The following is a 21,428-nucleotide window of genomic DNA, read 5'->3' as shown; positions in this document are numbered from 1 at the left end:
ACCCCCCTGTCGCGCTTGCGGGTTAGCGCTCAGCGCACCAGTCGGCTTTGTCTTTTTCGGCTTGCTTCAATCGCTCGGCGATCTCATCGTCGCTCAAGTAACGTCGTTCGCCGTTTTCGCCCGGTAAATACAGGCGAGTGGCGTTGCGAAGACTGGTAACCGCCTCGGTGGCGCGTCGACAGTTTTCTTCACGCACATCTTCATTCTGTTGACGTTCCGCGTCCATCATCGCCTTGGCAGCCGCATCGGCCAGAGCTGACTGCTGATCGTCGATACGCACCTGTACGGCGCGGGCAATCGCGGCTTTGTCGGTGCGGCGCGACTTGATGTTGAGCACTTCATGATCGACGTTGTCGGGTTTGTCAGAGTAGTGCACGCGACCGTTTGCGTCGGTCCATTTGTACACTTCCGACTCGTCATTGGCCGAGGCGCCAATGCTCAGCGCGAGCACGGCCACACAGATAAAGGAGGTGATCTGATTTTTCATGATGTTCAGTCTCGGTATTCGTGAAAGGGCATTATCACAAAATACCGATGAGAACACCCCTGGTGGGGTCACAAAACGACGAAAAACCCCTGATTTGTCAGGAATTGTGTCGAAAAATCGGATTAGACGGCGGAATCGCCTGTTTCGCCTGTGCGAATGCGGATCGCCTGCTCCAGCGGGGTGACAAACACCTTGCCGTCGCCGATTTTCCCGGTGCGCGCCGCGGCCACGAGTGCTTCGGTGACCGTCTCGACCAGATCGTCGGGAACCGCGACTTCTAGCTTCATTTTTGGAAGAAAATCAACAACATATTCGGCGCCGCGATAGAGCTCGGTGTGGCCCTTCTGGCGGCCAAAGCCTTTCACTTCTGTCACGGTGATGCCGTGTACACCGGCCTCGCCCAGCGCTTCGCGAACATCGTCGAGTCGAAACGGCTTAATTATGGCGGTGATCATTTTCATGGTGAGGCCCTCTTTATTCTCGTCGGCATCCGATTGGGGCGTCGAAGAATACCGCATTTGTCGGGCGGCTGACCACCACCAGCGGCACCGGTCTGTCGCGAGCGCGGCAAACCGCGTGTTGCCGCGGGATTGGCCGGTTCGCCGGCCGCCGAATGGGTGATTGCCGGCTCAGTTAGGCCGGTCGATTATCGACTGGACAGAAGGCCATTAATCGACGTCCTCGCCCACCCTGGTGGCCGATGGGGTATGCTGAGGGCGATGGCTGGAAAGGGTTTCCAGTGCACAGAGATTTGTGATCTCACGTCAACAAGGAGAGTGGACATGAATGTTCGCCATTTCACGCCCGTTGCGTTCGCGTCGGTGCTTGCTTTCGTATTTGCCCCGCCGGCTGTCAGCGACACGCTGATCGGTCCCAATCCGTATTTCGGTGTTGCGGACAGCCCGTTTGATGGTCAGGGGTTCAACTACTTTCATCTGGAGGATTTCGAGGACCAGGTGCTTGATGTGCCGGGTGTGACGGTCAACGAGCCGGTGCAGATCACCAGCCTAACGTTTCCAACCATTGTCGATTCGGTCGACGCCGACGACGGCGTGATCGATGGTTCGGGCAGTGACGGCGAATCGCTGTTTTTCTCATCGGGCAGTACCGGCATCACGTTTGAGTTTGATGCGATGCTGTTAGGTTCGCTGCCCACTCACGCCGGCATTGTCTGGACCGACGGTGCGGGCAATACCGTATTTGAGGCCTTCGATGCGGCCGGCTCAATGGTGGGCAGTATCGGCCCGATTGCGATCTCGGGCCCAACCTTTAATGGGCAAACTAACGAAGATCGGTTTTTTGGTATTGAGCATGCGGCGGGTATCGCGAGTATTCGCATCAGTAATTCGAGTGGCGGCATTGAGGTGGATCATCTGCAATACGGTTTGTCTGCTGGCGCGGACACCGATGGCGATGGTATTGATGATGCGACGGATAACTGTACGACCACCGCCAACGCCAATCAGATCGATATCGATGGTGATGGCTATGGCAACGCCTGCGACGCTGACTTTAATAACGACTGCCTAATTAACTTTGTGGATCTGTCGTTGTTTTCGGGTGCATTTCTGGGGGCGGATTTGTTGTTCGATATCAATGGCGACGGAGCCATCAACTTTTTGGATTTGAGTTTCGTAACGCAGCAGTTTTTGGGCGCGCCGGGTCCGGGGCTGGGTGCCTGCTAAACGCTGGACCCGACGGCGCGTCCCCCGTGGATCGCTGTGGTTCTCGTCGGAGCGGCGTCGGGCCTGGTGTGCCGGTCGCGGTATACTCAGCGCTCGATAACGGAGGAACAGTCGATGAGTCGTAGCACACGTCATGGCGTACGCAGGCAATTGATCAATGCGTGGGTGGTGTGGATGAGCAGCGCACTGCTTGTTAGTGGTTGTGCGCACGTTGAGCCGCCAACCGGGGACGCGGAGGATCGGCTTAACGAACTCGGCGCACTGATGATCGGTTCGTTCAGCAGTGCAAAGCAGGCCGCCACGGACAGTCAATATTTTGATATCCGACTTGAGATGGTGCGTATCTGGGCCGACCGCACTGACGGCATTTGGCTGTATGTTGAGCAGGCTGCCGCCTCGGCGCTCGATCGACCGTATCGCCAGCGTGTGTATCAGGTCACCGGCGATGATAACGATTGGCAAAGCGCCGTATTCGAGTTGCCCGAACCCCTGCAGTACGCCGGCGCCTGGAAAAACGTGGCCGCGTTTGAGCGCCTGTCGCCCGACGCGTTGTCGTTGCGCACTGGTTGTGCGGTGTTTCTTACCCGCCCCGCGCGCGACCATTTCGAAGGCAGCACGCGAGCGAATGACTGTTTGAGCTCGCTGCGCGGCGCGAGTTATGCCACCTCCGAAGTGGTCATCACCCCGGAGGGCATCACCAGCTGGGATCGGGGCTACGATGCCGAGGGCGTTCAGGTTTGGGGAGCGGTGGTTGGACCGTATCGGTTTGATCGGCTGTGATCGTGGCGATTGTGTGAGTCGAACACCGCACGATCGCTCGTCTTTATCGCGTTCATCTATTGCGATGTAAAGCCTGGGGTTTCGTGCCGCGACTTAACGTTAAACGCCCGTCGCGGCCGCGTATTGGCTATAAATTTAATGCATCTCATCAGAAATTGAGCGAATAAACCCGATTCTCGGGTCGCGACCAGCTGGTGCTGCGGTACACTAGAGAGACTGGTGGCGGCGCAGTCCTGCCACTGCGACGTGTCATGACAAAAGGAATCAACGTGGACCCGCAGCTGATCGATGACTTAGCAAGACGCCTTATGGGGCGACTGCCTGAGAATGTTAAGGCGATGCAAAGCGACCTTGAGAGTAATTTCAAGAGCACACTGCATTCGGTGCTTGGTAAGATGAACCTCGTGTCGCGCGAAGAGTTTGATGTGCAGGCTGCCGTCCTGCAAAAAACGCGTGCCAAGCTTGAGCAGATGCTCGAGCGTCTCGCGGAACTCGAAGCCGACGTTAAAGGTAAAAGCGAATAGGGTGGCCGATCCTCTTCGGTTGCGCCCGATTTTCAGGCGCCGCTGACATCGTCGGCGAGCGTTGACCGTTTGGTCGCGTGATGCGACCTATCTGAACCTGCCATCGCGTCGGCGTTCGTTTTCATCGAATCCGACTTAATCACCGCTACGGATAGCGGCCACTGTTACGACGCAAGGAGTGCGATCGTGTCGTTTGCCACCGTTAACTGCCGCGCTCGTGTGGGCATCGAAGCGCCGCGCGTGCAGGTGGAAGTGCACATCTCGGGCGGACTACCTGGCTTTTACATGGTGGGTGTACCCGAAGCGGCAGTGCGAGAGAGCAAAGATCGAGTGCGGTCGGCGTTGATTAACTCAGGCTTCGATTTTCCCGCTCGCCGTATCACCGTGAACCTGGCTCCGGCGAATGTGCCCAAAGCCGGGGGTAATTTCGACTTGTCGATTGCGGTTGGCATTCTCTTGGCGTCGCGCCAGCTACGGGATGTGGAGATGGCGGGTTTTGAGCTCTATGGTGAACTGTCGTTAAACGGTGAGCTACGACACATGCGAGGCGCGTTGTCCATCGCGATCGCCACGCTCGAAGCGAAGGTTGAAGTCATTATGCCGGTGTCGAGTTTGCCGGCCACCGTCGGTGCGGGTAACAGGCACTTGCTGGGCGCACACACGCTCGTCGAGGTGGCGGCGTTCCTGCAAGGCACTCACAGTCTCTTGAGGTCGTCGGGTGAGGAGTCCGAGGCAACGCAAGATGAGAAACTGGATTTCTCGGACGTGCGCGGTCAACCGCGCGCCTGCCGGGCGCTCGAGATTGCGGCAGCGGGTGGACACCATGCGCTCATGGTCGGACCGCCAGGCAGCGGCAAAAGCATGCTCGCCCGTCGACTGCCCACCATTCTTCCTGATCTTGAACGTGCGCAGTTTTTAGAAAGCGCGATGTTGCACGATGTGGCGGGCGTGAAACGGACGCCGTCGCGCTGGTGCTTGCCGTCTTTTCGTGCCCCGCACCACACGCTCTCCGCGATTGCCTTGGTCGGTGGAGGACGCGTACCGATGCCCGGCGAAATATCCCTGGCGCATCACGGCGTGTTGTTCTTGGATGAGCTGCCGGAGTTTTCGAGACGCTCGCTTGAGGTGTTGCGACAACCGCTCGAAGATCGAGAAGTGTTGATCGCTCGTTCTGCCGGTCGTGTTCGCTTTCCCTGCCATTTCCAGCTGATCGCGGCGATGAATCCTTGATCGTTCGTTGCCATTTTCTCCGTGTTCATGATGTTAGGGACGAAGTGGAGATTTATCTCCACTTCGTCCTTATGAACAATTATTGAATCAGTCAGTAATTCAATAACTTGTCTCTTTCTCTCTTCTTCGAACGTTTCCCATGAGGAGAAGAGATTCTTCGTCTCTTCTGCGAAATAATCGGTTGAGTTATACGTGACCCGTATCTGGTCAATTTCTGACTCTAGAATGGGTATGCGATCGAGGATCGAAAGATACTGCTCCTCCAGCGGCTTGTACTTTAGCGTAAATCCGTCCTTTGAAATCTTGTCATCGATGTAGAGGTCATAGATTTTGTCAATCTGCTTCTTGAGCTTTCCCGATTGCGTCTTGAGGGCTTTGAGCTCTCGGGTTCGCTTTTCGATTTCCTCGTCGGCCTGGACCAAATACTGTTTGAGATCGGCTGGTGTGAGCAGGAATTTTTTCAGTCGATGGAAGTAGATTTTCTCTAAATCGGCAACAGCTATACGTCGCTTGCAGGGTTTGCAGATGTACTTTGGAGAGTTGGAGAAGACGTACATGTTCTTTCCGCACTCGCACCGCACAATTCCTGCAAAGAGGTGTTTTGCTTTTTTAGGGACGGGCTTCCTCTTCTGACTCTCGAAAATCTGCTGGACCTCATCAAAAAGCTGCTTTGTGACGATTGGAGGAACGCTTACTACGACCCAGTCCTCTTCCGATTTTTTCTCCCAGTGCTTTCCATCGCCGGTGGATTTCGTGTGATTGACGATTCTGTCTCCGACGACAATTGTGTCTTTGAGGAGTCTGCCAACAGAAGTGTCTGAGAATGGTCTGTTTCTTCGTGTACGTATGCCGCGCTTCGTAAGTTCTCTTGCAACAGTTTTCTTTCGTTTCAGTTCGACAAATAGCTCGAACATCAGGCGTCGGATTGGGGCTTCGTCAGGGTCAAGCTCCAGCTTCTTATCCACCCATCGGTAACCATATGGAGCTTGTCCTCCGAGTGACTTTCCTTCTTTTGCTCGAATCGGGATCGAAGCAGCAACTCGGCTGGCAATTTCTTCCCGCTCCCATTCAGCGAGCGCACCAATGATGGTGTAGAAGAGTTTGCCAACGGCAGTTGAGGTATCAATAGCTTCGTGCAATGAAACAAGCGCTGCATCATGCTTTCTGAAAATATCTGCAAACTCGAGTAGTTCTTTCGTGTTTCTTCCGAATCTGGCGAGTTTTGAGAATATGAGAGCTTCGATCTTACCCTCTCTGACATCCTTGAGCATTCTCTTGGTCTCAGGATGATCCATAACAGACTTGCCGCTGAATCCGGCGAGATCGTACACCGTGTGCACGCTCCATTCCTGGGCTTCTGCATAGAGTTTAGCGCGCTTGAGGTGGTGCTCTGGGGAATCGCCTTCCGCTTGATCTTGCGTTGAGACACGAATCCATATCCCAACATTTTTCTTAGTCATCCAACGTCCTTGTACTATTTAATCTTCTGCATCCTTTGAAACAAATTTTTTCGTTATGTGGGAGATGCTCTCTTGGAGATCTTCTGGTAGCTCCAAATAGTTTTTGAGAAATACAAATTGCGCTTCATCAAGAAACAGCGACCTTCCTTGATGCTTGAAATCATCCTGTAGCTTGATGATGTGGTCGTTAATGTTTTGAATCCCTCGACCTGTCGCGAGCCACTCAAACGATACGTCTAAGTAGACGGCCAGTAGGCCAAGATTGGCGGTTGAAGGCTCGTTCATATCAAGTTCCCACTGACTCACTGCGCCTTTGGAGACTGAAAGGTGATTGGCGACGTCAGCCTGTCGCAATTCCTTGTCTTTGCGAGCCTTTTGAATGCGTTTACCTATGGTTTTCATGTCCATAAGTATAGCTAAACTAATATTATTCAAAGGATCAGTATTACTAACAAAATTATTATATAGATAGCAATAATAGACCAACAGCGCCGATATCGCTATACTAATCAAAAATAGTTAGCATATCTGTCCGATTCGGGCAGGATCTCACTCGGAAGGCTTCCATGACTCGATTTGCCCAGTATTTACTGATTCTGACATTGGTCTTTTTTATCTCCTCTTGTGGTGGAGGAGGAGGCTCAACGCCTCCGCCACCTGCCAACTCAGCCCCGAACGCACAGGTTGTAGCGATTGACACGGCTCAAGAGGGAGCGGTTGTTTCCTTGGATGGGACTGGGTCTAATGATCCTGATGGAGACTCCATCGCATATTCCTGGACCTGTAATAACAGTTCCGTGATGCTAGACGGCCAAACTACCTCCATATCGTCTTTTATAGCTCCTGAGGTAGAGAGCGATACCAGTGTTACCTGCACTCTAACGGTGACTGATGCCCGTGGAGCGATTGATTCCACAGTTGTTTCAATACTCATCGAAAACGTTCCGGAGTTTAGCCTCAATGTTCATACATTGAAGTCAGTGCTTGGCTATTCAGATCGCACAGGCTCAGCTGAAGACCTAATGGATCAGATTGCCTCTGAGGCTGGTGACCACTACCGGTTTGCTAGCAGGTGTTGGATTAATGGCATTGATGATCCCATGCCATGTGATGGCTACTTCACAGCAAACGCTGAAGGTGACCCTATAGCTGTGCATCCCGATCTAAGTTATGGCGTCATTATCAACGACGGCTCCCAAGGTGATTGTCTGGGCGAGTCAACCTATGGGTCTGGGATAAACAGGATTGATCCTGAGCAGTGTGCAATTGTTCTCACTCAGCGAGCTGTCAGATATTTCTTGGTAGCAGAACATGCATCAAGTGAAGACGGGACTCGTTCGCCTTACGTCACACAGTGGGTGTATCTACGCCTCGCAGATGATAGAACTGTTGGTGATATAGAGATCTACGCACCTGTCGGCGATTGCGTAGATGGACAAGAGTACGTACTGAATCCAGGCCGCTTACGTTGCCATAACACGGATCTAATGTATGAATTCGATGATGGGAGCATCGTGAATCGTTGTCTAGAGATTCACCGATTTAATGGAGGCGGAGAATTCTTCGAGCGATCGATATATTGTCCTGGCAGAGAGGTGGTGAATGAGCCTCAGTAGTCAGTGTTATTGCTTGGACTTGAGCTGTCAGACAGTGTCATATGTGGTCGAAACTGCTTCTCGAAGCGGATATTGACTTCCTCCTTTGCTCGGGGGCTGAAGCTGACTGAGATTGGCGAATAGCTGTCGCTGAAGCCATCGTAGGATGCACTCCGAAGCCCGAATAGAAAACATAGGCGAGCCCTATCACTAGCGCAATTGACGGAATTGCTACTGCCGTTACTTTAAGTGCACCAAACCGGTGAATCCGTTTCAATGATATAGGTAGGTATACTGCCAGCGCGATTGCCTGAAACAAAAAGAAGCTTAAGAATGGATTAACAGTCAATTGAATTGGATACCAAGTAAAAGATTCATACAACCAATCCCCGATTAGTTCGGATGAAAGAAGCAATGCGAATATGCTGCCTAATACACTTATCGCAGCAAATAACTGTACACATACAGAAATCGTTTCGGGGTACGTGCCTCTCCCGTGGAGCACCTTGGAAAACAAATGAATAAACGATCCGTAAATAAGCCATGCAACGAGCCCAACGATTACATTGACTATCAAAGTCGGTGCTTCGTCCAGATTATAAAATGGACTAGCAGAAGAGATAGAGATACTGAAACAAAGGCTTAAGGTAGCAAATAGAAAAAGCTTTGGATCGCTTTTTAGGGTCATCTCAGAAGTGTTGCTTACTACAATCAATTCCTCATCTGAATCTGCGACGGGTACAGGTGCAAATCGAGTGTCGGGTCGCGTCAAAATGGCGACAAAATCGTGGAAATACTCAGCCGCTAGCGCTGGTATCGTGGTTACTATTTTCTGAATGTCCATTAAATTACTCGATCAGCTACACGATTTTCTTGGTCGTTTTTCGGCCTAACTACTAATTACTCTAAATCTCACAATGTGGGACACATATATGAGTAAAGCTTACTTTAATATATGCGAAATGTTCAAAATGCTGCGACTGTTTAGACTGGATCGGAGTAAGTATTCTAGTCTCGTTGGCCCTAACGACTGCTTTTTGCCTTTCTGGCACTAACTCTCAGCTCAGATACCGATTCTTTCAAGTTGGGCCAGTGATCGCGCCTGCGTACTATCTAGACTTTATCCCAAACACTAGCAATCAAGGACATTTCTGCGTCGAGCACTATTGATGCATCTTTGATTTCAACGGTGGGTTCGATCAGCTTGGCTCGTCGAATATCGAGCACTGAGAAAACATAGTCATCTGGTACCGAGGACCTAAGAGTTTCCTCCATTAATTGCAGGATCATGTTTACTCGTGCTTTGGCAAGTTTCTCCCTCTTGAAGTACAGCTTCACGATGTAATTTTTATTATTGAACGAGATTCCAATTTCAGGGTTCACGGATACACTAATATTGTGGGAAACCATTTGCTCTTTTGGAGGTTCAATCCATGAGATCTTTTTGGAACCCCAGAATTTCTTGTAACCTGCGATAACATTCGGGTAATTTGTGATCTTTTTCTTGTCGGTCTGGTTAGTGAGAATTTTATTCAACGCCCTTTTATTATCGCTAGATTTGTGCGCTGAAACTATGCCATCACGGAGTCTTTTGTAGAAATCAAACGCCGGATTATACGGTTCCTTGTTCTTTGCGTTTCGTATCTTTGCGACCTTTCTGTCCGTGGTTACAGTCGCAATGTCCACGAACTCAGTTAATGACAGATCACTCATAAGCTATATCCTCTAACTATCTGTGTTGACGTGACTTGCCGCGTTAAACCCTAAAAGGGCCTTGGCGATAGCCACTTTCTTGCGCTCTGCGTCCTCGTTTGATATTGATACGTAGTTGACTCGTGTTTTATACCCAGCAATTCTCTCAGCATCAATTTGAGAATTGGGAACGAGCCCGGAGATGTAGGTTTCGAATTGGTAGGCCAATAGCGGCACTATATTTCCCGCCTCTCTAAGTTCGTCCGCGTCATTGATCAGGGAGGCCAGGTTTCTTTTTTGTGCTCCGTTCTTGCAAATCACGACAACCTTGTCGAATCCAGCGTTAACGCATTTGATTATGTTTCCAATTTCATGAGACGCGCTTGTCGTGACAGAAGTCTCGATAGCGATTCTATGCGTTTCATTGTCTAGTACTACGTCGACGGATTTGCCATCTGGGAGCGGATGCTCAATTTCGGCCTGGAAGCCATGTGCTTGACCTATTTTGCGAACAATGCCCTGAATATGCTTATGTTGCGGGCCGCCTTTTCCGCTCTTAGTTTTCTCGATATATGGTCGTGTCTCAGGGGGCTCTATGTTCGTTGAGGGCGTCTCTTCAGATCTCTCAACAATACGATCCGCTGGCAGGTTTGACAATGCTGTCGGAGGGTTAAGTTTTAGTTCGCTCTCATTTGGTGTGGGGCTTCCAGCGATATCAGTAGATTGATCGATGGACGGCTCAATCTTGGCGATTCTGGCGATTTTTGCTCGATTGATGTCTAGTGTTTCTTCGAGCCTGCTTGGTGAGATAGTGGTGCGAGACTCTAAAACGCCAAAAGGTATGCTCACTCGAACTCCACTGTCTGTTAGGTGCCTAACATGCAACAAGAATTCTGAATGAGATCGTGTTTTATTGAGGACTTGAATCTTCTCTGGCTTACACTGTAACTCATCAGCAAGCGCACGACTGTCCCTATTCGATAGTGATCCAATCAGTTTTGTGGACGTATTGGTGGCGAGCGATGAGCGAATACGATCAGGAATTTGAGAGAGGAACTGATGAGCAACCGTTACTCCAACGTTGTACTTTCTGGCTTGAGTTGTCAGCGCCTCCAAAGAATCATCGGCATATTCCTGTACCTCATCGATATAGACATTGAATAGGTCTCTATCTGACGGATTCTGTGTTGCTCGCAACAGAGTAGCTTGAGAGAGAAGGGCGATAAAGAACCTGCCTAGAATAGCTGAGCCTTCTTCTCTCAGCAGCGATTTCGCTGTATTGATCAGAACGATTTTCCCTTGTGTAATCGCCTCGAAGAGGTCCACTTTGTTCTCGGTGGCGGAGAACAAGCGTTCAAGCGTCGTGTTTGATCGTATGGCCCAGAGTCTCGTAAGGACTTGTTTCTTGGTTGAAGAGAATTGACTAGAGAAGTATTGAGTTCTAAAGAAATCACCGGCGGCTCCAGGTAACCGCTCCATGTATTTGGAGAATTCTTTTCCGTCTTGTAACAGCTTCATAAACGTCGAAATGTTCGCGTCTGGGATTTCCATCATGAGCGTTGCTATGTAGACGAATATGATGTCCTGCCTCGCGGTTAACTCAGCTCCAAAGATCGAACCAAACAAGAATGAGTACATCTCAACCGTAGCGTTGAATACTGTTTCTTTTTGATGGGCAGTAAGGTTTGATTCATCGTAGTTATTTAGTGAAAACAGGTTGAGTGCCACTGGATAGTCAATATCGTTTGGATCAACGAGTATTAGCTTTTCAGCAAGACTACGTTCGTGGTCAGGACCAAATTCGGCAAGCGTCAGGATGTTTCGAATAAGGTCGCCTTGGCTGTCGATCACCATGAAACCCGTACCGCTATCTATGTCCTTACAGATGAGTTGTTGGAGCAGTTGCGTTTTACCGTGACCTGAACCAGCAACAATCCATGTGTGTTCATTGCGAACTCTCTTGGGAATCTGTACCGGGAGTTGTGCCTCAAACAGCTGTTGGAAGGCGGTTCCTCTTAAATAAGTATCTATCAGTTGCTCGCCGACGAATGGACTGTCGGAGGGAAACACAAATTCATTAGTATGTGTTCTGGGTTGGTGGTCGACTATGCCCGAAGCTCTAGCGATATTCTCATGGAAGGCGTTCATGTATTGCTGGAATACACCAACGGAGGAGAGTTCGTCGTCGAAAAAATTGAGAATGAAATATTCTAGGTGAGTCCCAAGATCTTTGTAGAGGTCAGTAATATCAATTGAAAGATCCTCATCGTATCCATTACTGAGTAGATCTGATTGAACACCAGAGATTAAACCTATCAGTGCCTTCCGCAAGAGTCCGACAAGGTACTCTAGTTTTTCGTCAGAATTCTCGTATAGGTTCTTCCTTTTTCGTAGGTCAATGCGAGCCTCAGCTCGTGATACGGGGTCGTCAGAGAGGAATTCTTCGCGTTCAGGCAGAAACCAAAAGCCCTCGGATCTGAGGGCTTCTGATATTACGTCGTAGAATGGGCTGAGAAATCCCTCCGTTACGGGGACTCCCGTTTCATCGGCGACAGAAGAGACGATCTCGACTGCAAGCAGGTGTGGCTGTACCCGTCCTAACGATGAATTCTCAAACGCGAGCTTGGTCTCATCATACAGTTCGTGTAGTTTCTGGGTCTCGCCCGCAAAGTCGAATTTCTTTTCTCGTTGGTTGGACGTAAACAGCGAGGCAGTGGACTTAAAGACGCGACTAAGTAGTGCAACTACTCGCTGGCCAAACCGATAGCCGTCGAGAAGATCAGTCCAGAACGACACTAGTATTCGATGACGGTTTCGCCTTCAAACCCTGACGCAGCATCGAGCATTAACTTGAACTGTTCGCAGGCTCCTCGTATTTGGTTCTCGATCCCCATCATCTCGAGAATGTCCTTGCAAGTAACGGATTTTCCATGGACGAGGTCGTTGACGCGAAGTTCAACCCCGCTCATCGCCCTAGAAATGGCTCCTAAGGCTCCTGAGCCGCGATCTTCGAGGTTTGTGTAGAGAAGTAGATCCCCCATCTTGTATCGATCAATTTTCGACTTCTCATCGTCTGAGAGCGATGCTCGGGCTGTGAGTTTGAATTCGATTTTTTTTGAAACGAGGCCCTTAGACGCTTGCTCTCTGGTCAGCAGTAATTTCATGGCGTGTCTCCTTGGCGGAATTCTTATTTATTTTTCCAGCTTTAATGCTAGCTAGAGAGTGTAATCAGATTCTTATGAAATGCTTCTCTGTTACGACTCTTCCCGAGACGCTACCACAAAGGGGTTGGGGCGCGTATCGGCAATTAGCTTAGATGCTTTGATGGTCGTTGCACTGAATGGTTTGCTCGGTACACCGTCAATCATTAGTTTCAGATAGATGCGATAGTTTGGAAGACTGATTAGGTCGTTGACGCAAAATCTGGGATGAAACTCAGTTGATAGGAACTTGGCGTCGATAGTTCCGATTCTAAATGCAATGATTGTTCCAACGTTTCCTATTATCGAATCGCGAATGGTTGGAGTGAGTTGGCCGATATACTGATGTGCTAATACCAGTCCGAGCTTATACTTTCGTAACTCAGAGAGCATGTCGGCGACTGAATCGGTTGTAAAGTTCTGGAATTCATCGACATGAATGAAAAAGGGTATTCGTCTGTCCTCTGAGAGTCTTGCTCTAAAGTATGCGGCCAGGCTAATAGATGTCAGAAACAGCGAGCCGAGAAGGTGGGCGGCTTCTGAACCAATGAGTCCGCGAGAGAGATTGATGATGAGTATTTTCCGGGAGTCCATGATCTCACTAAAGGAGAGCTCTTTGGCCGGGTCAATCACAACACGACGTACACTAGGGTTTGTGATGTAGCCCCCGAGTTTGTTTAGGATCGGTGCAATGGCAATCTGACGTTGTACGAAGCTGTATTTGTCGTACTCAAAACGCCAGAAATCGAGTAAATCCTGATTTCTTACTCGTTTGAGAATGGACTGTCGATAGTCTCGATCGTTTAAGAGTCTTGGAATATCTGAAAGCTTCGCTCCACCAGATTCGAGCAGTGTGAGTACGCTGTTCCTGAGAATGTGTTCAAGTCGTGCTCCCCAACTCTTGTTGTCAAACGATTTCTTAAAAACATCAATGATTCCGGATGCTACGAGCGGAATGTAGTGGGGCGGCGTACGTTTGAGTGGATTGTAGCCCCATGGGCTATCTGTATCTGATGGATTGACGTAGACGACGTTGTCCGATGCTTTTATTGACCGATTAACCTTTTCAGCCAGGTCTCCGTGGGGATCAATGAGGCAGCAACCGTTGCCGTTATTTATATGACCAATTAGTAGGCTCTCTAGTAGATTTGTCTTACCTGTTCCAGTCTTTCCAACAACATACGTGTGTGAAAGCAAATCATTTTCCTTGATTCCGAAGACAGTGGAGCGCTTTCGGTAATTTTCCTCTGCAAAATAAATGACAGTATCCATATATGTCATTCTCTCGTAAAAACTTACAGCAAAAAGGGGGTAGAATATTTGCACGCTGGAGAAGGGGCAAGAGCCTAATGGATTTCTGCATAAAAACTGCCAGCGAATAACATGCTGGCAGTTTGGTCTACAGCAAGCCTCGGCTTGCGAAGCTTGTGGTGCCATCGGCACCAACGACTATGTGATCAAGTAGGCGTATGTTCAGAAGAGTGCATGCCTTGTTGATTTTGCGAGTGATCTGCTCATCCGCTTGTGAAGGTGCTGATACTCCTGAGGGGTGGTTGTGGGCAATAATCAATGCCGCCGCATTGTGTGAGAGGGCCGTCTTAATAATCTCTCTCGGATGTACTGACGCCCCGTCTATCGTCCCCACAAACAGCACCTCTTCGTGGACTAATCGATTCCGACAATCTAGGAATAGGCAGAGAAATTCTTCCCGTTCCTTGTGCGCCAGTGCTGCATAGACATAGTTCGATACGATAGTAGGGGAAGTGAATGGCTCTCGGTCTGAGTATTGTTCTGAGACAATACTCTTTGTGATGGAGAGAAGTTCAGTTAGGGTGATTGAATCAGCGATTGCGTATCGACCATCTGGTTCGGTGCGGTATAATGTGTCTGTCATTGCGTAGTCCTCTGTAGACAGTTGAAAGATCATTGGCCAGAGGAGTTGTCTTACGAACTAACTGCCTTAGGCCGAGTAAAACAGCGTCTATGTCAGTCCCGTATGTAGTAATACGAGAGTGCAAGTGCTATTGCGTAGAAGAGATAAATTCTTGGATGAGTGGTTTCCCAGGATTTCGTCTTCTTAGGTAGGTAGTGGACAAAGTATCCAGGGAGCCAATCGGCGATAAGTTCTGCAATATTTTGCTGCGTTACTGCGCCGAATACCGAGAAGACCCCTTTTACTTCGTGCCTGTCGAATTGCTTTGACTCGAGCGATTGTTCCTTTGCAAACAGTGGAATTTCCTTCGAAAGTTCTTTGGAAAGTTCTGATCTATGTGCATCGTCTGGTATTCGTTCAGATACTAGTACCGTCGGCGAGTAGTAGTCGCAGAGGGCATGTAGTTTCATGACGAGGCTATCCAATGAGTTTTCTTTCTCGGTCTTCTGTAGGCACCCCCAGTCAAGCGGTGAATCCGGTCCTTCGAACACAGCAAAACTGAATCCTTTTTCTGTGGGGCGGACTGCCAGAATTCGATTTGATCCAGTGAATGAATCAGGGACGTATGTAGGCGTAGTGCTGCTTCGACTAATTGTTTCAGTCATACTGAATTTTGTTACGTTGCCTCATGCGAAACTCTTCGAGAAACTCATCACGAACCCTGTCAAGTACTTTTTCTGGATTGTCCGAAGAGGCCTCCTGCATTGCGGCAACTCTGCTAATAATGTGGAGCCTAATCTCTGTGTAGAGCCCGGGCACGATGTTCTCAATCGGGATCCCGAATAATATATGGTAGGCAATCAAGGTTCTCGCGTTAATCTCTGTTCTACGATGCTCAAGGTGAGATATCGTCGATTCGTTTGCGCAGCCTAGAACCGCTCCAAGTTCTATCTGCGAGAGTCCAGAGCGCTTTCGTAATGCCTTTAAGTTGTCCTGTACAGATGTATCCATATGGCGTTCCCTGCTGGGGTTATTGACCAGCAGGCTATTCACTGTAGCGCCCAAGCGAAGAATTCGTAACCCCGCATAATCGGGAGAATCTGACAGTTATGTGGGGTTTTTGGTTTGTGGGGCAGCGGGTCGTTTGAATGAAGTCCCTAAAGTCCCTACGTCCTAAAACGTAACTGGCGAACGATTGTGGACGTAGGGACTTTAGGGACTTTGTTATTGAGTCAAAGCAGGCTAGATATTGAAGCGTTCGTAAAGTGTGGATAACCGATCCGCTTCAGAATCGCATATAGTGTAAAGCCCATTGGTTTTTCGTGTTCTGATACCGAGCACTTTCCGTACGATGCTGCCGATCCATCGGTAGGTGATCCTTCTTCGGTATTCCTGTGAGTACTTAGTCTGAAAGTGGCTTGTGACTTCCTTGATAGTCACCACTCCCTTTTTCTTATCCCACAGGCTTCTGATAATTGTGAGAACTCGCGCCTCAACCTGAGTCGAGCGATCCTGGCTGATTTCCTCCTGCATTGATTGCGCATACCGAGTGAGAGCGTTAGTTGCTTTAGGATCCTCTTGCATGAGGCAGAAAAGTGGTTGCAAGATCTGCTTGATCCGCGGCTCAACTTCGAGGTCAACCTCGTATTGCATGTCGCGGTACTTCTCGTAGTTCCTGAATCGAAACATAAGCAACTTATTTCTCAGTTCAGCGGCTTCCGCCTCGAAACTAGGAGGCAGAGTGATTGGTATGTCAGGACGGAGTTTTCCCAGCTTAGGATGAAAAGATATAAAGCGTGACTCAAGTGCGTTGTCGCTAAAAAATGATCGCGTGGCTAAGATTTTACAGCCGAAAACATGGAATGCCCTCGGTGTAAAAGCACCATTCTTGTCTGGCATAGACCTGAGGACAGGGAAGCCTTTCATAAATCCGTTGTTTAAAATCTTTGTAATTTGCGATTTGCAATCGCTCTCGGAGAAGTCCGCTTCGTCTAAGATAAGTGTGCCTCGAATCGTGTCCAGTAGGTGAAAAATTGGGCTGATTGTTGACGCTCCCGATGCGAATGTGCCTTTGTATGAGATACTGCCGAGAACTCTGAGAAAGCGAGATTTACCTGTACCATAGTCACCGGTTTTACGGAGATATGGAATCTGCTGGAATGAGTCCTGGACCCAGGTCAGAACGATGTAGTACGAGGCAATCAACAACTCATCGTTCAATAAGTCAACATAGTATTCGATGAACTGACTAATCGACGCGACTAAAACTCGAAATTCTCCGTACAGCTTGATTTCATCGGGGGTTTTAAGGATGCCCACTGACTGAAACTCGCTCAGCTCCGAGAATCCTTCGCGAGCGATAAACTCTGCATGGTTAGACGCTGTATCTTTATCCGTGTTGATTGAAACGGCTCTGTTAGTTATAGAGCCACCGACGTCGCAACTGAGTTTTAAGCTTTGTAGGGTCTTTGCATTGAAACTTCGATTTAAATTGTACATAAGATAATGCTACCGAATGTAAGAATTGCAACAACTCGTAACAATCCTCAGAAAGTAGAGCGAGAAGTAAAGCCGAGAAATTCTGGCTGAATCGACAGCGGGAGGGTGGCGTTCGACAATTCAATCTAAATTTTCGCCGCCTAATGAACCCCACCCTGCCGGAAAAGATCGTCCTGTAACTTGAGATTTTCGGTTTCGCTGAAAAATTGGGCATGGAATTTGGCAGAGAATAAGCCGGATCGAATCTTGTGAATGATGCTAAGATTATTTGTAGCAAGCGATATTTTCATAGAATCCGGCTTACTCTGTCTTTGTGTGCTTCATTGTATTGTCTGTTAAGGGTCATATTCCGAGCCTTTTCCATTTTTTCTATTGCCATTGTTCTCAGAAAACAATGGTCTTACTACCATCCTGTAGTCTCTCGAATACGATCGCAGATTTGATTTGTACTCTGGGAAACATTGAGTCTTTGTTCTTCAGCTGATAGGCCAAACGAAACGCTGCGCTGGATGATCAGGACGGAGTCTATTGAGTAGCGACTCGGTAACTCCAATCGGCAATTAGCGTGCTAAATTGCGCAGCTAGAGTGCAGTACAGTGTTCGCGTTTGCTCTCAAGAAAGGGTCAGAAACAATGAACGTAGTGGCGCATTCATAAGAAACCTTGCATTTTCTCCTGGTTTCCTAGAGCATATTCAAGGGCGAGTCGCATGCAATGTGTGGGCTCGCGGGTTCAGTTATCTAATGTAGAGATGTGACGGAGTTTCGTTACACAATGGACCCATATTAATGAAAAACACTGGAATTCGTTACCTTCAAACAGGATTACCAGAATCACTTGCTTATGTTGAAAGAATGTGTTCGATAGGGGCTACTGTCTTCAACACACTGCAAATACTATGAGATTGTTTACAGATATTGGCGTGGATTTTGTACCTCACTTCGCCCCACTGCATTATCTTCCTTTTATTGCACGCTCGAAATCTTTGTTGAGCAAGCGAGCGCTGTCTAAGCTCGGATACGCAGATTCACACTTTCGTTCACGATCAAAGAATACAGATATCGCGCGAGGATTCGGTGGCTACGCTTTTCTAACACTTAGCCATGATCCTGAGATAATTCAGGCCAAACTCAAAGGAGGATTTCCGCATATATCGATTCGGGTCCCTGTAAGTGCGTTCGACTCCATGCGATTTGATCTTTGTAGATATAACGTGGCGATGGCTAGGCGAACAACTGATAGCCCTACAGGCGGATTTAAAGAAAGCGATACCAATGGCCGATACTACGGGGATAGGAAAATACCAATTGCGAGAAGCGATGGCGACAAAATAAGAATGCTTAGGAAGCACTATCCGATTGGCACCATGATTGAAGTATTGGTTCACGAAAAGCTTCCTCTGCCAAATGGTACAGAAGTTCACTGTTTTTCAGAGGAAGATCACGATATAGCGAAGAGAATCATCAACGGTTACGGATTAACTTGGGGCGTGTATGAAGTTACTCCGCCGGGTGTATACAATCGCAATCAAGATTACGCTGAAAAGGTTCTAAGGTTCATAGAAAGGACTAAGGATGATGAGCACTGGCGTGGCGACGGCCTGGAATTCGATCGGGTATAGGGCTCAAATAGACATATGATTTTTTTGTTTAGTGGTGAGATTGCTTCCGGCAAGACAACTGTCTCGAAAATACTTGAGGAAGAATACAGTTATCGACGAATTCGAACAGGGGACTATTTGAAAGAAAGAGCGATAGAACGAAAAATCTCATGCGATCGAGTTGGATTGCAGGAAATGGGAGGTTTGCTAGATGAGGAAACGCGGGGAGCATGGGTTTCTAATCTGGCTCGATCGCAAATCACAGAATCAAATGCTGATAGCCGTTGGGTTTTAGATAGTGTTCGAAGAGACTTCCAGATTGATCGATTCAAAGAGGAGTTTTCTCGCCGAGTCATGCATGTTCATTTTTTATGCCCACCGGAGATATTAAAGTCTCGATTTGACAGTCGAGCCATAAGCGATGAGCGCGATCTAACAGTCAGTTACGATTTGGCAAAATCTAGCAGCACTGAGAGATACGCAAGAGATCTAGTGGAATTGGCAGATATATGCTTTAACTCTGATTCGATGGCAGCGACGTCAATTGCTAAGATCATAAACACTATATCGCTTGATACAGTGGGTCAAGTATGAGGCCGGTGGTGATAATCAGTGGGCATACTTCAGTCGGGAAGTCCGTGTTAGCCAAAAACCTCAAGGGCAACTTTGAGTTCTCTATATTTAAATCTTCAGATTATCTTAAGGAGATTGCTAGAAAGCGATCTTTGGAAACTGATAGGCGAAGTTTGATGCGTTTAGGGGACCAGTTAGACAGCGAGACAGGGTGTCGATGGTTGCTTACAGCAGTAGAGAAATTTGCCGCGACTAAAAATAGCGGCGTTCCAGTAGTTGTCGACAGTGTAAGAAACGCGTGTCAATTAAAGCGTTTTCGGCAGCAAACCGAACTTGAAGTTACTCACGTCCATCTCTACACAACTCGCCGAGTGCTATATAGGAGACTCGCCAAGCGACGGGAAGATCAAGCGTCACTACTGGAGTTTTCAAACCCACAGAGGATTGATTTCGTTGAGTCTGAGGAAGATATCGACTCATTCAAGAAAGACGCCGATATCCGAATATTTACAGAACGAACTGATGCTGATGATACTTTGACTCGCGTCGCCGCTTACTTGGGCCTTTACCCCGCGCCGGATCTAAAGTGTGTGGATGTGCTGATTGGTGGACAGTACGGAAGTGAAGGTAAAGGACAGATCGCGGCGTATCTTTCTCAGGAGTATGACTTGCTTATGAGAGTCGGTGGACCTAACGCTGGTCACAAAGCGGCACGCGAGTTAGGTAAGTATACGTACCACTCCCTTCCTTCTGGTTGCCGAGAGAGTAGCGGTGACGTTCTTATTGGTCCTGGAGCTACTATTCACATTGAGGAGTTCTTGAAAGAAGTTGAGGAGTGCGGGCTCGACTCAGATCGTGTTTTTCTAGCCGAAAACGTAATGGTCATTACAGAAGAAGACAGAGAGGAGGAAGAGCGCTTAGTAAGAGCTATCGGTTCAACTGGAAGAGGAGGCGGAAGTGCAGCGGCTCGTAGAATCATGCAGAGATTCGATTGTCCAGATGGAGCTCGTCTTGCGTCGAGCTATAAAGAGCTTGAGCCATACGTGAAGTCAACCCATAAGAGACTGCAACAAGCATACGCGCGCGGTGAAAAAATTCTACTTGAAGGAACTCAGGGAAGTTTACTAAGTCTCTACCACGGTCCTTATCCGCACGTCACTTCACGCGACACAAATGTTGCTGGTTGTCTTGCGGAAGCAGGAATTCCGCCTCGCCGAGTAAATCGAGTCCTTATGGTGGTTAGATTTACGCCGATCAGGGTTCAGTCTCCGGAGAAAAGCACTTCCGGAAAGTTAAAACACGAGACTACATTTGAGAAAGTTGCTGACCAGGCTGGGATTACAGAGGACCTGACCGCGTATGAGAAAACTTCTACTACAAATTTAGACAGACGTGTTGGTTGGTTTGAGTGGGATAGTTTTCGCATAGCATGCGAGTTGAATTCACCTACCGACATAGTTCTTACTTTTGCGGACTACCATCATGCTGACAATCGCAAGGCTCGGCGCTTTGAGTTGATGAACGCGGACACTATCAAGTTTATCGAAGAGCTCGAGAGGGTTGCGCAGGCTCCTGTATCTCTGGTCAATACTAGATTTCCGCATGATGAGGATGATCCATTGGATCTAAGAACTGCCATTGATAGGCGTCGTTGGAGAACACGAGTTAGAAGAACGGACGATTAGTTGCTGTGCTTTGGCGTTAGAGCTCTTCAGTCTGAATATCACGCATTCTTCTTTGAACCAGAGCTGTAATGTCGTAGTTTCATCATATTTGGCCCGGGTCCAAAAAAACTTGCTTTGCGTACTTAGTGACTGTTACAGAAATGAGCAGTTTTTTAGGTAGGGAAAAATGAGGTGTCCAATATCAATACCTAGCTAGATTACTCTCTGAGTAGACAGGGTGCTTTTTGGCAGCTGCGGGAATCGCCCTGATTGTTGGCCAAAAAAGGAAGAATCGTCTCAACTCGCGGAACGAGTTGGGCAAAAAAGCCTAGAATTTGTACACTAAAGCTCCGTAAATACGGATATTGGCTGCTGATTGGGGGATGCCTAAAGCGGAACATGGTTTGATGGCTCAGAGTGGCTACCTCTTTTGTACGACAATTTGATTACACTATACAGGAGATAGTGCCTTAGTAACCTCTAAACTTTACTGCTACGCGCAATTCTCCGTCCCTAAACGCATCGTTCAAAGCGCCGGTTAGGGAGACAGGCAATCAGAATTCGAAG

The 21,428-nt window shown here is 48.5% G+C and carries 19 protein-coding genes and 1 pseudogene; 7 read left to right on the top strand and 13 right to left on the bottom strand.

Annotated elements, in window-relative coordinates; genetic code table 11:
• Positions 1–22 precede the first annotated feature (22 nt).
• Together AAF465_10100 and AAF465_10095 are read right to left on the bottom strand one after the other, a co-directional pair.
• The gene (locus tag AAF465_10100) at positions 23–487 is read right to left on the bottom strand and encodes a DUF4124 domain-containing protein (GenBank protein MEM7083074.1); all 465 of its coding nucleotides are present in this window, start codon (positions 485–487) and stop codon (positions 23–25) included.
• Positions 488–609: 122 nt separating this feature from the next.
• On the bottom strand, positions 610–948 hold the full coding sequence (locus tag AAF465_10095; protein MEM7083073.1) for a P-II family nitrogen regulator: 339 nt from the start codon (positions 946–948) through the stop codon (positions 610–612).
• 321 nt (positions 949–1,269) lie between these two features.
• On the opposite strand from AAF465_10095, the gene AAF465_10090 reads away from it, so the two are divergent.
• The 4 genes from AAF465_10090 (at position 1,270) to AAF465_10075 (ending at position 4,706) form a co-directional block, all read left to right on the top strand.
• Entirely contained in the window at positions 1,270–2,172 is a 903-nt protein-coding gene (locus AAF465_10090) for a thrombospondin type 3 repeat-containing protein (protein MEM7083072.1), read from the top strand.
• Positions 2,173–2,286: 114 nt separating this feature from the next.
• On the top strand, positions 2,287–2,952 hold the full coding sequence (locus AAF465_10085; protein ID MEM7083071.1) for a chromophore lyase CpcT/CpeT: 666 nt from the start codon (positions 2,287–2,289) through the stop codon (positions 2,950–2,952).
• Between the two features lie 251 nt (positions 2,953–3,203).
• Positions 3,204–3,476 carry an accessory factor UbiK family protein gene (locus tag AAF465_10080; protein ID MEM7083070.1) on the top strand — a complete coding sequence of 91 codons (273 nt, stop codon included), beginning with the start codon at positions 3,204–3,206 and terminating at the stop codon, positions 3,474–3,476.
• Between the two features lie 186 nt (positions 3,477–3,662).
• Positions 3,663–4,706 carry a YifB family Mg chelatase-like AAA ATPase gene (locus tag AAF465_10075; GenBank protein ID MEM7083069.1) on the top strand — a complete coding sequence of 348 codons (1,044 nt, stop codon included), beginning with the start codon at positions 3,663–3,665 and terminating at the stop codon, positions 4,704–4,706.
• A gap of 647 nt (positions 4,707–5,353) precedes the next feature.
• Here the strand turns inward: AAF465_10075 and AAF465_10070 are convergent.
• Positions 5,354–6,166, bottom strand: a pseudogene (locus AAF465_10070) (recombinase family protein).
• 18 nt (positions 6,167–6,184) lie between these two features.
• Positions 6,185–6,574: a helix-turn-helix transcriptional regulator gene (locus AAF465_10065; protein MEM7083068.1), complete on the bottom strand. Its 390-nt coding sequence runs from the start codon at positions 6,572–6,574 to the stop codon at positions 6,185–6,187.
• 158 nt (positions 6,575–6,732) lie between these two features.
• Between AAF465_10065 and AAF465_10060 the strand changes: the two genes are divergently transcribed.
• Positions 6,733–7,782 carry a hypothetical protein gene (locus tag AAF465_10060; GenBank protein MEM7083067.1) on the top strand — a complete coding sequence of 350 codons (1,050 nt, stop codon included), beginning with the start codon at positions 6,733–6,735 and terminating at the stop codon, positions 7,780–7,782.
• Positions 7,783–7,819: 37 nt separating this feature from the next.
• On the opposite strand, the gene AAF465_10055 is transcribed toward AAF465_10060, so the two are convergent.
• The 9 genes from AAF465_10055 to AAF465_10015 all read right to left on the bottom strand — a co-directional run bounded on the left by AAF465_10055 (position 7,820) and on the right by AAF465_10015 (position 17,025).
• On the bottom strand, positions 7,820–8,605 hold the full coding sequence (locus tag AAF465_10055) for a YIP1 family protein (GenBank protein ID MEM7083066.1): 786 nt from the start codon (positions 8,603–8,605) through the stop codon (positions 7,820–7,822).
• Positions 8,606–8,874: 269 nt separating this feature from the next.
• Positions 8,875–9,474 carry a hypothetical protein gene (locus AAF465_10050; protein ID MEM7083065.1) on the bottom strand — a complete coding sequence of 200 codons (600 nt, stop codon included), beginning with the start codon at positions 9,472–9,474 and terminating at the stop codon, positions 8,875–8,877.
• 12 nt (positions 9,475–9,486) lie between these two features.
• Positions 9,487–12,249: a hypothetical protein gene (locus AAF465_10045; protein MEM7083064.1), complete on the bottom strand. Its 2,763-nt coding sequence runs from the start codon at positions 12,247–12,249 to the stop codon at positions 9,487–9,489.
• A complete protein-coding gene (locus tag AAF465_10040; GenBank protein ID MEM7083063.1) occupies positions 12,249–12,617 on the bottom strand; it encodes a hypothetical protein in 369 nt (122 codons plus the stop codon). Before AAF465_10040 ends, AAF465_10045 begins: the two co-directional genes overlap by 1 nt.
• A gap of 90 nt (positions 12,618–12,707) precedes the next feature.
• The gene (locus AAF465_10035; protein ID MEM7083062.1) at positions 12,708–13,925 is read right to left on the bottom strand and encodes a type IV secretion system DNA-binding domain-containing protein; all 1,218 of its coding nucleotides are present in this window, start codon (positions 13,923–13,925) and stop codon (positions 12,708–12,710) included.
• Between the two features lie 127 nt (positions 13,926–14,052).
• Positions 14,053–14,547 carry a DNA repair protein RadC gene (gene radC, locus AAF465_10030; protein MEM7083061.1) on the bottom strand — a complete coding sequence of 165 codons (495 nt, stop codon included), beginning with the start codon at positions 14,545–14,547 and terminating at the stop codon, positions 14,053–14,055.
• A gap of 92 nt (positions 14,548–14,639) precedes the next feature.
• Positions 14,640–15,191 (bottom strand): hypothetical protein, encoded by a 552-nt coding sequence (locus tag AAF465_10025; protein MEM7083060.1) that lies wholly within the window; start codon positions 15,189–15,191, stop codon positions 14,640–14,642.
• Positions 15,184–15,537 (bottom strand): helix-turn-helix transcriptional regulator, encoded by a 354-nt coding sequence (locus AAF465_10020; GenBank protein ID MEM7083059.1) that lies wholly within the window; start codon positions 15,535–15,537, stop codon positions 15,184–15,186. The genes AAF465_10025 and AAF465_10020 overlap by 8 nt, the downstream gene beginning before the upstream one ends.
• A gap of 231 nt (positions 15,538–15,768) precedes the next feature.
• Entirely contained in the window at positions 15,769–17,025 is a 1,257-nt protein-coding gene (locus AAF465_10015) for a hypothetical protein (protein MEM7083058.1), read from the bottom strand.
• 897 nt (positions 17,026–17,922) lie between these two features.
• On the opposite strand from AAF465_10015, the gene AAF465_10010 reads away from it, so the two are divergent.
• Entirely contained in the window at positions 17,923–18,645 is a 723-nt protein-coding gene (locus tag AAF465_10010) for a hypothetical protein (GenBank protein ID MEM7083057.1), read from the top strand.
• Positions 18,646–19,214: 569 nt separating this feature from the next.
• Entirely contained in the window at positions 19,215–20,882 is a 1,668-nt protein-coding gene (locus AAF465_10005; protein MEM7083056.1) for an adenylosuccinate synthetase, read from the top strand.
• Positions 20,883–21,428 lie beyond the last annotated feature (546 nt).

Source organism: Pseudomonadota bacterium (assembly GCA_039028935.1).
Lineage (GTDB): Bacteria > Pseudomonadota > Gammaproteobacteria > Steroidobacterales > SZUA-146 > SZUA-146.
Note: the sequence above shows the minus strand (reverse complement) of the source record. Positions and strands in the feature narration are given on the sequence as shown.